This is a genomic window from Streptomyces arenae (assembly GCF_022343545.1).
Lineage (GTDB): Bacteria > Actinomycetota > Actinomycetes > Streptomycetales > Streptomycetaceae > Streptomyces > Streptomyces humi.
The window spans coordinates 474,054-486,541 of the sequence record NZ_JAKQYH010000002.1; the positions used below are offsets into that span (position 1 = coordinate 474,054).

13 protein-coding genes are annotated in these 12,488 nt (G+C 69.3%); 10 read left to right on the forward strand and 3 right to left on the reverse strand.

The genetic code is table 11. The annotated features are described in order from the left end of the window. Positions 1–55: 55 nt before the first annotated feature. From MB828_RS02085 to MB828_RS02095, 3 genes are read right to left on the reverse strand one after another with little or no spacing between them, the layout of a single operon-like run. Entirely contained in the window at positions 56–2,053 is a 1,998-nt protein-coding gene (locus MB828_RS02085) for an FtsX-like permease family protein (RefSeq protein WP_301646664.1), read from the reverse strand. A gap of 31 nt (positions 2,054–2,084) precedes the next feature. Continuing rightward, positions 2,085–2,768, reverse strand: coding sequence for an ABC transporter ATP-binding protein (locus tag MB828_RS02090; protein WP_301646665.1), 684 nt, complete (start codon positions 2,766–2,768; stop codon positions 2,085–2,087). A 20-nt stretch (positions 2,769–2,788) separates the two neighbouring features. After that, positions 2,789–3,157 carry a DUF4333 domain-containing protein gene (locus MB828_RS02095; protein ID WP_301646666.1) on the reverse strand — a complete coding sequence of 123 codons (369 nt, stop codon included), beginning with the start codon at positions 3,155–3,157 and terminating at the stop codon, positions 2,789–2,791. A gap of 151 nt (positions 3,158–3,308) precedes the next feature. Here MB828_RS02095 and MB828_RS02100 point away from each other — a divergent pair, with 151 nt between their 5' ends. The 10 genes from MB828_RS02100 to MB828_RS02145 form a co-directional block, all read left to right on the forward strand. After that, positions 3,309–4,460, forward strand: a complete 1,152-nt coding sequence (locus MB828_RS02100; protein WP_301646667.1) for a sensor histidine kinase — start codon at positions 3,309–3,311, stop codon at positions 4,458–4,460. A gap of 217 nt (positions 4,461–4,677) precedes the next feature. Then, complete coding sequence (locus MB828_RS02105; RefSeq protein WP_301646668.1) at positions 4,678–5,043, forward strand: hypothetical protein; 366 nt, start codon at positions 4,678–4,680, stop codon at positions 5,041–5,043. 655 nt (positions 5,044–5,698) lie between these two features. After that, positions 5,699–6,460: a DeoR/GlpR family DNA-binding transcription regulator gene (locus MB828_RS02110; protein ID WP_301646669.1), complete on the forward strand. Its 762-nt coding sequence runs from the start codon at positions 5,699–5,701 to the stop codon at positions 6,458–6,460. Between the two features lie 155 nt (positions 6,461–6,615). After that, complete coding sequence (locus tag MB828_RS02115) at positions 6,616–7,980, forward strand: ABC transporter substrate-binding protein (RefSeq protein WP_430381315.1); 1,365 nt, start codon at positions 6,616–6,618, stop codon at positions 7,978–7,980. Between the two features lie 85 nt (positions 7,981–8,065). Continuing rightward, complete coding sequence (locus MB828_RS02120; protein ID WP_301646670.1) at positions 8,066–9,031, forward strand: carbohydrate ABC transporter permease; 966 nt, start codon at positions 8,066–8,068, stop codon at positions 9,029–9,031. Then, positions 9,031–9,888: a carbohydrate ABC transporter permease gene (locus MB828_RS02125; RefSeq protein WP_301646671.1), complete on the forward strand. Its 858-nt coding sequence runs from the start codon at positions 9,031–9,033 to the stop codon at positions 9,886–9,888. Before MB828_RS02120 ends, MB828_RS02125 begins: the two co-directional genes overlap by 1 nt. After that, a complete protein-coding gene (locus tag MB828_RS02130) occupies positions 9,885–10,874 on the forward strand; it encodes a zinc-dependent alcohol dehydrogenase family protein (protein ID WP_301646672.1) in 990 nt (329 codons plus the stop codon). The genes MB828_RS02125 and MB828_RS02130 overlap by 4 nt, the downstream gene beginning before the upstream one ends. A gap of 101 nt (positions 10,875–10,975) precedes the next feature. Further along, a complete protein-coding gene (locus tag MB828_RS02135; RefSeq protein WP_301646673.1) occupies positions 10,976–11,920 on the forward strand; it encodes a carbohydrate kinase family protein in 945 nt (314 codons plus the stop codon). Beyond that, the gene (locus tag MB828_RS02140; RefSeq protein WP_301646674.1) at positions 11,917–12,198 is read left to right on the forward strand and encodes a hypothetical protein; all 282 of its coding nucleotides are present in this window, start codon (positions 11,917–11,919) and stop codon (positions 12,196–12,198) included. The genes MB828_RS02135 and MB828_RS02140 overlap by 4 nt, the downstream gene beginning before the upstream one ends. 78 nt (positions 12,199–12,276) lie before the next feature. Next, a partial coding sequence (locus MB828_RS02145) for a hypothetical protein (protein WP_301646675.1) occupies positions 12,277–12,488 on the forward strand: 212 nt, incomplete at its 3' end.

Consider the following 12,488-nt stretch of genomic DNA (forward strand, 5'->3'; position numbering starts at 1 on the left):
GGCTCGATCATGCCTCAGAGAGTCGGCGCCGGCTTTCGGCTGTGCGGCAGGGACGTCAGTCGGCGGTCTGTGCCGGATCGGCTGTCACCCTGCGCAGCAGGGGTTTGCTGGCGCCGATCGCGGCAAACATTGCCAGCGCGCCCAGGGTCACGCAGAGCCCCAGCTGCACGGCCCCTGACGCACTGATCGAGGCGTCGGCCATCTTGTCGACCTGGTAGCCGGCCCAGACTCCGATCGCGGTCGTGCCTCCGGCCAGAACGACGAGCGGCAGGACCGTTTCGCGGATCCGGGCCGTGTCCAGCACCTTGAGCGGGGCGCCGGACAGGCGCATCAGGCCGTACACGCGGCGTCGGTCCAGGACGTTCGCGGCGGCGGTGAGTCCGGCCGAGGCGGCGGCGACGACGAAGCCCAGGGTCAGTGTGGCCGTGCCGACGTCGGCTAGACGTTCGGTCCATACGGTGCTCTCCGCGTTCGCGTACGCCTCGCCGTACGGCAGCCGGCTCGGTGCGAGGGGTGTCAGGGCGGTGACGGCGGTGTCGATGTCGGCCGGGCCGCCGGACACACGGATGATCAGGCCGTTGTTGCCGCCCAGGAGCCAGTTGTCGTCCTGCGGGGCGAGGGAGGCCGTGACGCCGGCCTCGCGCAGCACGGTGCGGGCTGCGGCGGCAGCGCGCCCGGTGTCGGTGGTGCTCGTGGTGGGAAGGGCGATCTGGCCGCGGAAGTCCGATCCGGTGGCGGAGAGGTGGCCGACGGTGAAGAAGCCGGCCACGAATCCGGCCAGTACCAGTCCGCTGACTGTGCGCCAGGCGCCCCGGGGATCGTCGCTGAGCCTGCGGGCGGCGAGCAGAGTCGCCGGGCGCCGCGCGAACCGGCCCATGATCCGGCCGAGCCGATCGACGACCCAGGGGCCGAACAGCCAGAACGCGCCGTAGAACAGCAGCACGAGGGTGATGGTCTGGCGGTTGTCAAGGCTGCTGCCGCGGGAGCTGGCGTAGATGTAGGCGATCGCCGCACCGAAGACGACGACCCTGATCAGGCGTGTGCGGCGCGGGTTCGACTGCTGGGCGACACCGAGGGGCGCGGTCGCGACCTGGTGCAGCATCGACATGGCGCTGATGGAAGTGACCCCCGCGACCGCGATGACGATGGCGGCCAGCCACGGCAGTCCCACCCACAGCTGGTCGGTGTACCAGCGGCCGATGCCGAACGGGATTTGGGCCAGGGCGGGCAGCAGCGCCGTATAGACCAGCGCGCCCGCCAGGGCTCCGGCAGTACCGACCACCGCGGTTTCGACGCCGGTCATGGCCAGGATCTGACGGGGGGCGGCACCGGCGAGTCGCAGTGCCGCGAGGCGCTGCTCGCGCCGGGCCGCGCCGAGTCGTCCGGCGGCGGCAGCCAGCACCACCACGGGGACGACCAGCAGTCCCGCCCCCAGAAGGACGACAGTCTGGTCGCCGAGCGTGAACAGGCTGCACTGGAAGCCGGAGAACCCTGAGACCACCGCGCGTGCCGTCAATTGCTGGTCCCATGCCCCGCCGCCGTCCGCCGCCTTCGACACCGCGGGGTCGGTCGGTGCCCGGCCCACGACCGCCACCAGTTCGTCGGGAGAGGCCAGACCGGCGGTGCCGATGGCGCCGTACGACGAGACGTGGGGGAAGCGGTCGGCGAGCCGGCTCGCCGGCAGGTCGTGCATCAGCCGCGCCAGGGCGGGGGAAACGTACACCTCGCCGGCTCGGGGGAACGCGGCCAGCCCGGGCGGAGCCGGGGTCTGCGGCCGGCCGGGCAGCTGGGCGAGTGAGACCACGGTGACCGGACGGTCGCGGACATACGTCGTGGCGAGTGCCTGGACGGCGGTGCCGTGGCGGGCGGGCTCGGGAGTGCGCCACGCGGTGCGGTCGGCGCGGGATCCCGCACCGAGATAGGCGGCGAGCAGCACGAGGAGGACGAGCGAGCCGACGGCGGCCGCGCTGGCCGCGAGCAGCTGGCTCTGCAGGCCGCGGCGCCCGGAAGCCCGGGTCAGATGCCAAGTCAGGGGAAGGACGGGGGAACGCATAGGGGACTCCGGGGAGGGGCGGGCGGGGGTGTCAGGCGACGGTGTGCTGGCCGGCGTCCGTGAGCCGGCCGTCCCGTACGTGCAAGCGCCGCTGGCAGTAACCGGCGATGTCCGCGTCGTGGGTGACCATCACCAGAGCGGCGCCCTGATCCCGGGCAACGGAAGTGAGCAGGCGGATCACCTCCCGGCTCGTGTGCTGGTCCAGCGCGCCGGTGGGTTCGTCGGCGAAGACGACGTCCGGCTCGACGACCAGGGCGCGGGCGATGGCCACCCGCTGGGCCTGGCCACCGGACAGCTGGCCGGGACGTCGCTGCTCCAGCCCTTCCAGACCGAGTGGCGCGAACCAGCGCTGGGCCCGCTGCACCGCCTGCCTGCGCGGGACACCTTCCAGCATGAGCGGCAGGGCGATGTTCTCCTCGGCAGGCAGCTCCGGCAGCAGCTGGCCGAACTGGAAGACGAACCCGAACCGCTTGCGCCGCAGCGCGCTGAGCCGGTTTTCCCCCAGGTCGTCGATGCGCTCACCACGCAGGAGAACCTGGCCGCTGTCGGGGCGGATGATCCCGGCGAGGGTGTGCAGGAGGGTGGACTTGCCGGAGCCGGAGGGCCCCATGATCGCCAGCGAGTCGCGCTCGGCGACCTCGACGTCGACATCCGCGAGGGCCGAGGTGGCGCCGTACTTCTTGGTCAGGCCGTAACCGGCCAGGACAGTGGTCATGATGTGCTGCGGTCCCCCCTTCAGCGCTCGAACTTCCAGGTGATGGAGCCCACGTCGGCCTTGATCACCGTCACCGGGATCGACAACGGCTTCCCTCCGTCCTGCTGGCCCGTGCAGGTGACAGTGGCTCCGGCCTGGGCCTTCAGGCCTGCCGGGCAGGTCACCTCGGACACCTTCGAACCGACCCAGGGCAGCGGGTGGTACTTGCTCTGCACACGGCCCGCGACGATGCCTGGTGCCAGGGCCTTGTGGCCGTCGACAATCACCGTGCTGTGCTCGTCCAGTTCGGTGGTCGACTCCGGGTCGGCGAGCAGATGGGTGCCGACGGCGCCCACGGCGACCATCGCGACGGCGCCGCCGATGACGCCGATGAGGAACTTGCGCTGCATCAGGTACTCCTAAGGGCTGAAGGGGAGAGTGGTGCCACTCTCGCGTGGTCCCGCTGGTGCGCGCCTCGGCCATCCGGCCAGGATTCACCCACCGACGTCCTCGGCCGTTCGGCCGATCCCGGCGCACACCGTCTCGCTTACGGTGAGTCGCATGAGATCCGTTTCCGGCCGGGGCTGCGCCCAAGGCCTCGCCGTAGGCTTCCTGCTGGCGGCGTGTGCGGCCGACCTGCTCGGCACAGGCTCCGAAGGTCTGGCATGGCCCACCGCCGCCGTGCTGTTGGTAGGCCTCGCCGCACTGCTGTGGCCCGCCGACCGGCGCCCCTTCTGGCTCACACCGCAGCTGCGTACCGCCGTACCCGCCCTGGCCTCGGGCGCGCTCACAGCAGGCGCGTTGATCAGCGGTCAGGCCGTCTTCTTCGGACCCGGCGAGGTCGCGATCTTGCTGAGCCTGCTGTTCGTCGCCGTACGGCACTGCCCGCCACGCTGGGTCTTGCTCTGCGCCCTGCTGGACTGCGCTGCCCTGCTGACCCTGCCCGTGCGGTACTACCGGTCGTTGCACGGAGACTCCGTGGGGTTCCTCGCGGCGGGCCTGGCTCTGGCTGGTCTCGTGGCCGGCCTCGCCGGGTACGTGCGCTCACTGGACTACCGCCGTTCCGTCGCGCAGGAGGAGACCCGCCGCACAGAACGCCTCGCCATCGCCGCAGACCTCCACGACTTCGTGGCCCACCATGTCACCGGCATCCTCGTGCAGACTCAGATGGCACGCATGATGGCGACCACCCGACCGCAGGATCTCGACCCCGTCCTGGCAGGCATCGAACGCGCCGCCACCGAGGCCCTGGCCTCCATGCGCCGTACAGTCGGCGTCCTGCGCGACACCGGGCCCGACACCGCTGACCGCCGGCCGGCCGGCGACCTGGCCGCCGTCGACGACCTGGTAGCGGGATTCGCGGGCCCCGGCCAGAAGGCCATCCTGCGCCGCGCCCCCGACCTGCCCGACGGCGTCCCGCACGAGGTGCAGGCAGCCGCGTTCCGCGTCGTGCAGGAAGCCCTGACGAACGTACGACGCCACGCCGGCGACGCCACCGAGATCTCCGTCGCCGTCAGCCGGACCGGTGATGGCCTGGAAGTGACCGTGACGGACAACGGCCACGGTGCCGTACAACTCCCCGACGCCGCCCGCGGGGGTGGCTTCGGTCTGGTCGGCCTCACCGAGCGAGTCACAGCGCTCGGCGGCGAGTTGCACGCCGGACCACCGGCTACCCACGGCTGGGAGGTACGCGCAACGTTTCCTCTCCCGTAGGCAACCTCGTGCAGAGGGAGCGGTGACGAAGGCCACACCCTTGTTCTTGGTGTAGAACTGCGAGACCAGGGACGGGTCGCAGTCGATGATGCGGGCGATGTCGCGTTTGGCGAAGCCGGGTTGCTGGAGCCGGTCGGCGAGTTGGGAAGCCTCGTTGCGTTCGCCGTCGGGGCTGGGGCGGCGTCGGCGGGCGCGGCGGCATCAGGCCTCCTGACCAGTGCAACACACCCGCGACGCCCGCCGGATACTCGGTGAAGGTCCTTTCCTCGCGCCGGAGCACAAGGTCATCCTGGACAGCGACACCGCCCGCGCGCGATCCCTCGGACGCGACACGGTGAAGATCTATCTGCCGCTGACCAACTTCATCAGCAGCTTCCGCCGGCTCGGGTTCACCGACGAGGACTTCGCGAACGAGGGCAGCGACCGGCTGATCGACGCGATGGTCGCGTGGGGCGGCGCATCAGCGCTCGCAGCACGTCTCTCCGAGTACCTGGACGCCGGCGCCGACCACGTCGCGGTACAGGCCCTGGGTGACGACCCACTTCCCGCCTACCGCGCGATCGCGGAAATCCTGCTCCCCTGATGCGCTCAACGCCACAGGTGACCGGCTCACCTGCACGACCGCCGTCGGCGCACTTGAAGCGTCGACGCCTGGCGGCGTGCGGGTGGGCCCGCCTTTTCCGACCACGCGGAGACGGGGGTGGGGAACTGCTCCGGCCGGAGTCTGCGGTTGCGCCAGTGGAACGTCCAGGCGCAAGCGCACCGCCGCAGGGCCGCCGGCTGGTTACAGCCCGGGATCCTCTTCACATGGCCGTCCGTCGCAGGTGTACAAGCGTGGCGACAAACAACACCTTCCCCACGCATAACACACCTGACTCATGCACTGGCCTGGCCTGCAGGGCCAGGCCGGCGGCGCATCCGAACTCGTTCAACGGACCGTTCAGAACTGCCCGATCTTGCCGCCCCGGCTATTCCAGCCGAGCGCGAGCAGCGATGGGGTCGACCACAGTCCGCTCTCCGCCCGAACCGGGCAGGACAGGCGGCCCACCCGGGCAACGATGAATGGAACAAAACATACGACCTCGCCGTGACCTGCGGATTCATGTAATCCCATCAGGCATCATCGGGCCATTTCAGGCCCATTGTGGGCCGCTTTGCGCCAAAAGCTGATTGGTATAAATGTCCGGCAAGACCGGGCACGCCGTGCCCGAACCGGAACGGAAGGCGAGGTGAGCGCGATGAACGCCGAAGAGCGTCAGAGCCGGATTCTCGCACTCGCCCGTCACCAGGGACGGGTCGAGGTCACCACCACGGCGGTCGATCTGGCCGTGGCACCAGAGACCGTCCGCCGCGATCTCAGCGTCCTGGAACGCCGGGGCCTGCTCCGCCGCACCTACGGCGGCGCCTATCCCGTCGAGGGCGCTGGTTTCGAAACGGGCCTCCCCGAACGGGAGACCCTGCACGTCAAGGACAAGCGCCGTATTGCCGCTGAGGCCGTCAAGCTCGTCGGGGACGCGGAGACGGTATTCGTCGACGAGGGCTACACCCCCCAGCTCCTCGCTGGCCTCCTCCCCTGCGACAGACCCCTGACCGTGGTCACCGCGTCACTATCCACCGCAGCCGCGATCGTGGACTCCCCGCAGCTCAACGTGCTGCTCCTCGGAGGCCGAGTCCGAGCCCGGACATTGGCCACCGTGGGCTCATGGGCCTGCTCCATGCTCGAACGATTCGTCATCGACCTGGCCTTCCTCGGGTCGAACGGCATCTCCCGTGAACTCGGCCTGACCACCCCCGACCCGGTGGTGGCCGACGTCAAGGCCAAGGCGCTGGCCGTGTCGCGCCGACGCGTCTTCATGGGTCACCACAGCAAGTTCGGCGCGAGCAGCTTCTGCCGCTTCGCCGGGGTGGACGACTTCGAGGCGATCGTCACCGACACCGGGCTCTCCAGCGCCGAAGCGCACCGCTACTCACTGATGGGACCCCGCGTCCACCGGGTCTGACCAGCTCAGCCCACCCCACTGACGCCAGGGACGGATTCCTCCGGAGCCGCTCCGACGACACCTCCCTGCCTGCACAGCCGCCCCCCCCTCTGCCCGATCCCACATGTCACCCGCCCCTCCCCACCCACACCCGACATTTCATGAAAGGGACGATCATGAATTCAAGAAGGAATGTTCTGCGGCGCACTGTGCCGCTCGGCGCGCTGGCCATGTGCGGCGCACTGCTCACGGCCTGTGCGGGCGCGGGCGGCTCGGGGGGCGGCTCCGGCTCGCACTCCATCAACGTGCTGATGGTGAACAACCCGCAGATGGCGGACCTGCAGAAGCTCACCGCGGACAACTTCACCAAAGAGACCGGTATCAAGGTCAACTTCACGGTGCTGCCCGAGAACGACGTCCGCGACAAGATCACCCAGGACTTCTCCAGCCAGGCCGGCCAGTACGACGTGGCGACGATCAGCAACTACGAGACGCCGATCTACGCCAAGAACGGCTGGCTCGCCCCGCTCACCTCGTACACCAAGAAGGACACCGCCTTCGATCAGGGCGACATCCTGCCCGCCATGCAGCAGTCGCTGACCGCGTCCGGCCAGATATACGCCGAGCCGTTCTACGGCGAGTCGTCCTTCCTGATGTACCGCAAGGACATCTTCAAGGAGAAGGGGCTGACCATGCCGGCCAACCCCACCTGGCAGCAGGTGGCCGCCCTGGCCGCCAAGGCGGACGGCGCCAAGCCCGGCATGAAGGGCATCTGCCTGCGCGGTCTGCCGGGGTGGGGCGAGGTGATGGCCCCGCTGACCACGGTGGTCAACACCATGGGCGGCACCTGGTTCGACAAGGACTGGAAGGCCCAGGTCGACAGCCCCGCCTTCACCAAGGCCACGAAGTTCTACGTCGACCTCGTCCGTGCCCACGGTGAGGCAGGAGCCCCGCAGTCCGGGTTCGCCGAGTGCCTCAACGACACGGAGCAGAGCAAGGTCGCCATGTGGTACGACGCGACCTCCGCCGCCGGGTCGCTCGAAGCAAGTGGGTCGCCGGTGGCCGGGAAGATGGGCTATGCGCCCGCACCGGTCGACCAGACCAAGAGCTCGGGCTGGCTCTACACCTGGGCCTGGGGTGTGCAGAAGGCGAGCAAGCACCAGGACGACGCCTGGAAGTTCATCTCCTGGGCATCCAGCAAGAAGTACGAGGACCTGGTGGGCGCCAAGCTCGGCTGGTCCAGCGTCCCGGCGGGCAAGCGGACCTCCACCTACGCCAACCCGAAGTACGTCGCCGCGGCCTCGGCCTTCGCCACGGCCACCGCGAACGCGCTGAAGTCCGCCGACCCGAGCAACCCGGGTGTGCAGCCGCGGCCCGCCCCCGGTATCCAGTTCGTCGGCATCCCCGAGTTCACCGACCTGGGCACGCAGGTCTCCCAGCAGATCAGCTCCGCGATCGCCGGCAAGACCAGCGTCGAGAAGGCACTGAAGGCCAGCCAGGCACTCGCCGAGAAGGTCGCCGCCAAGTACGCGGCCAAGTGACCTCTTCCCGATCCACCCGACGCTCACGGCCTCCCGGTCCCGCCTCCGCGGGACCGGGGCACCGGAGCCCAGCGGAGATGTACCGATGACCCTCACTCATTCGCTCACCAAGCGTGCCCGGGCGCCGCAGACCGCCCACCAGGCGGCACCTCGGCGACGGCGATCCCGCGGGGCATGGGCCCGGCGGGCCCCGCTGCTCCCGGCCCTGATCTTCATGATCGTGGTCACGCAGCTGCCGTTCGTCGGTACCGTGGCGATCTCGTTCATGCGCTGGAACGCCCTCGACCCGAACAACAAGGCCTTCGCGGGTCTGCAGAACTACAAGGACGCGGTGACCGACCCGCAGCTGCGGTCCTCCCTGCTGACGACGGTCACCCTGACCGTCACGGTGGTTCTGGTCAGCCTGGTACTGGGCCTGGGGCTGGCCTTGCTCCTGGACCGCAAGTTCCGCGGCCGCGGCCTCGTCCGCACCATGCTGATCACCCCGTTCCTCGTGGTGCCGGTGGCCTCCGCGCTGCTGTGGAAGCACGCCCTGTACAACGCCACCTACGGGCTGATCAACGGCTCGCTGACCTGGCTGTGGAGTCTGTTCGGCAGCGACCACGCGCCGCAGCCCGACTGGCTGTCGTCGATTCCCCTGATGTCGGTGGAGGCGTCGCTGATCTGGCAGTGGACGCCGTTCATGATGCTGATCCTGCTGGCCGGCCTGCAAAGCCGCCCCATGGACGCCGTCGAGGCGGCCCGCGTGGACGGCGCAACGACCTGGCAGGTCTTCCGCTACCTCACCTTCCCGCACCTGCGCCGCTATCTGGAGCTGGCCGCCCTGCTCGGCAGCATCTACGTGGTGCAGAACTTCGACGCCGTCTTCACGCTCACCGGTGGCGGTCTGGGCACCGCCAACCTGCCCTACACCGTCTACGAGACCTTCTACCAGGCGCACGACTACGGGCAGGCGTCCGCGGAGGGCGTCATCGTCGTCCTGTGTTCCCTCCTCGTGGGCAGCTTCGCGCTGAGGACCGTCTCGTCTCTGCTCCGAGAGGAGACCCGCTGATGGCTACCACCATTGACTCTCCCGGGGGCCTTACGGCTCGTCGCAAGCGCGGCGCACTCGGCCTGCTGGCCTGGCTCTGCGGCATCGTCTTCTTCCTCCCGGTCGCCTGGATGGTGCTCACCTCGCTGCACAGCGAGCCCGACGCCGCGACCAACCCGCCGAGCATCGGGGCGCCGCTGACCCTCCAGGGCTACCGGGAGTTCTTCGGCTCCAGCACCGGAATGTCTCCCTGGCCGCCGCTGATCAACTCCTTCTCCGCGAGCCTCATGTCGACACTCCTGGTGCTGGTGCTGTCCATCCCGGCCGCCTACGCGCTGTCCATCAAGCCCGTGCGCAAGTGGTCGGACGCGATGTTCTTCTTCCTGTCCACCAAGATGCTGCCCGCGGTGGCCGGACTGCTGCCGATCTACCTGATCGCCAAGAACGCCGGCCTGCTCGACAATGTCGCGCTGCTGGTCATCCTCTACACCTCGATGAACCTGCCGATCGCGGTGTGGATGATGCGCTCCTTTCTCTCCGAGGTCCCCGTCGAGATCCTGGAGGCGGCCTCCATCGACGGCGCCGGACTGCCCACCGTCCTGGCCCGGATCGTCGCCCCGGTCGTCGCCCCCGGCATCGCCGCCACGTCGCTGATCTGTTTCATCTTCAGCTGGAACGAACTGCTCTTCGCCCGGGTGCTCACCGGCGTCGTCGCCGGCACCGCACCCGTGTTCCTCACCGGCTTCGTCACCAGCCAGGGCCTGTTCCTGGCCAAGGTGTGCGCCGCCGCCGTCTGCATCTCCCTGCCGGTTCTCATCGCCGGATTCGCCGCCCAGGACAAGCTGGTCCAGGGCCTGTCCCTTGGAGCAGTCAAGTGAAAGCCGCCGTCATCAGCTCACCCGGCCAGGTCGGCGTCGAGACCGTCGACGACCCCACACCCGGCCCTGGGCAGGTGGTGATCGAGGTCTCCGCCTGCGGCCTGTGCGGCACCGATCTCCACATCCTCCAGGGCGAGTTCGCACCCACCCTGCCCATCATCCCGGGACACGAGTTCGCCGGCGAGATCGTCGCCCTGGGCGCCGGCGTACGCGACCTCACGGTCGGCGACCGGGTCGCCGTCGACCCCTCGCTGCACTGCCACGAATGTCACTACTGTCGCATAGGACGCGGCAACCTGTGCGAACGCTTCAACGCCATCGGCGTCTCCGTCCCCGGCGGCGCCGCCGAGTACACGGTCGCCCCCGCCGCCAACTGCGTCAAACTCCCCGACCACGTCCGCACCGAGGACGCCGCCCTCATCGAACCGCTGTCCTGCGCGGTGCGCGGCTACGACATCCTGCGCTCCACGCTCGCCAGCAATGTGCTGATCTACGGATCGGGCACCATGGGCCTGATGATGCTGGAGCTCGCCAAGCGCACGGGCGCGGCCACGGTCGACATGGTCGACATCAACGAGGACCGGCTCGCCACCGCCCGCACCCTCGGCTGCAGCAACGCGACAACCACCGCCGACGCGATCGAACGCCCCCGTGGCTGGGACGTGGTCATCGACGCCACCGGCAACGCCCACGCCATCCAGGACGCCCTCGGCCGAGTCGGCAAGGGCGGCACCTACCTCCAGTTCGGCGTCGCCGACTACGCGACGAGGGCAACCATCGACCCGTACCGGATCTACAACCAAGAGATCACCATCACCGGCTCGATGGCAGTCCTGCACAGCTACGAGCGCGCCGCCGAACTGTTCGCCGGCGGAGTCCTCGACGCGGACATCTTCATCAGCGACCGGCTGCCGCTGGCGGACTACGCCGAGGCCGTACGGCAGTTCAAGGCGGGCAAAGGCCGGAAGATCCAGGTGCTGCCATGACCGGGATCACCGAACGCGGGCCCGGCCGGGTCCGCACGGAGCCCACGCCCGCAGTCCCGACCGTCCGAAGGCTCTCAGCGGCATCCAGACTCCCAGCGCTCGTGATCGGCGAAGCGCTGGTGGACATCATCGCCGGCCCCGACAGTCCGCAGCGGAGCCATCCCGGCGGCAGCCCCGCCAACGTCGCACTGGGCCTGGGCAGGCTGGACCACCCGGTCCGACTCGCCACCCGCCTGGGGCGCGACCACTTCGGCAGCCAGGTGCAAAAGCACCTGGAAGACAGTGGTGTCGACCTGACCCCGGGATCAGTGATCGACGCCCCCACCTCCACAGCGACAGCCGTACTCGATTCCGCTGGCGCTGCGAACTACACCTTCGACATCACCTGGGCACTCTCTAAGGGCGTCGAGGAAGCGCTGCGCGACGGACCACCGGCCCACGTCCACACCGGTTCGATCGCCACCGCCCTGAGCCCAGGTGCCGACCAGGTCTTCAACATCCTGCACGCACTGCGCAGCTCAGCCACTCTCTCCTACGACCCCAACCTCAGGCCCGCACTACTGCGCACCGCGGAGCAAGAGCGTGAACGAGTGGAGCAACTCGTCGCCATCAGCGACGTGGTGAAGGCGAGCGAAGAAGACCTCGCCTGGCTCCACCCGGGCGAAGCCCCCGACAAGACAGCAGCACGCTGGGCCGGCAACGGGCCGTCGCTGGTCGTGCTCACCTTGGGAGCGAACGGCGCCCGGGCCTGGTGGCGACACGGCTGTCAGGACATCGCCCCGGTGACCGTCCAGGTCAAGGACACCGTGGGGGCGGGCGACGCCTTCATGGCGGGCCTGACCAGTCGGCTGCTGCACGCCGGACTGCTGGCAGGCGGTCCGGGAGCCGAGGCGGCGACGGCCCGCGCCGCACTGCGCGCGGCGACGGACACCGACCGGCTGCCCCCGGTTCTCTCCGACGCGCTGGCGGTATCTGCCAGAATGGCCGCTTTCACGTGCGCCCGTGAGGGAGCGGACCCACCCACAGCAGCAAAACAGTGGACGTGACCACCGACGCCCCGTCGACCGTCACCGACCCGCTGGTTTCCACCTACGGCAGCAAGATCAACATCATCGCCGAGAATCCCCAGTCGCAGCAGTCGGGCACCACTGGCACAACACACAGCTCCCCGAAGAAGCGCGCCCTGAAGAAGCACATCAAGGGGAAGAAGCCGGCCACCAAGAAGCACGCCACCAAGCACGTGCCCACCAAGCACATCAAGAAGGCAACCCCCGCGCCCGGGGAAGTGCACAAGGTCGTCCTCACCCTGCCCAAGACCCAGTAACCCTCCTTCGTCCTCTCCCGTACAGGCGACATCGGCTGCTCGGGCGGAGTGACATGATGAGGCCCCCAGCGCGACGCGGTGTCTGACCCACAACACCGTGCGCTGGGGGCCTCGCCGGTTCCGCATCTGGCCCGCGGGCGGCACGGTCGCGCCACCCCGGACGCGGACGAGAAGCGGTCCAAGTGGGGAGACGTCACCAACCTGCTCGGCGCACTCGACGACATCACCCAGGTTGCCACCGAACAGACCACCGGCGCAGACACCCAGGCCGGTGTAGCCTCCAGCGCCAA

Bases quoted from the DNA above. Each gene is read 5' to 3' on its own strand.
- MB828_RS02085 (WP_301646664.1), bottom strand. From the start codon at position 2,053: ATGCGTTCCCCCGTCCTTCCCCTGACTTGGCATCTGACCCGGGCTTCC.
- MB828_RS02090 (WP_301646665.1), bottom strand. From the start codon at position 2,768: ATGACCACTGTCCTGGCCGGTTACGGCCTGACCAAGAAGTACGGCGCC.
- MB828_RS02095 (WP_301646666.1), bottom strand. From the start codon at position 3,157: ATGCAGCGCAAGTTCCTCATCGGCGTCATCGGCGGCGCCGTCGCGATG.
- MB828_RS02100 (WP_301646667.1), top strand. From the start codon at position 3,309: ATGAGATCCGTTTCCGGCCGGGGCTGCGCCCAAGGCCTCGCCGTAGGC.
- MB828_RS02110 (WP_301646669.1), top strand. From the start codon at position 5,699: ATGAACGCCGAAGAGCGTCAGAGCCGGATTCTCGCACTCGCCCGTCAC.
- MB828_RS02115 (WP_430381315.1), top strand. From the start codon at position 6,616: ATGAATTCAAGAAGGAATGTTCTGCGGCGCACTGTGCCGCTCGGCGCG.
- MB828_RS02120 (WP_301646670.1), top strand. From the start codon at position 8,066: ATGACCCTCACTCATTCGCTCACCAAGCGTGCCCGGGCGCCGCAGACC.
- MB828_RS02125 (WP_301646671.1), top strand. From the start codon at position 9,031: ATGGCTACCACCATTGACTCTCCCGGGGGCCTTACGGCTCGTCGCAAG.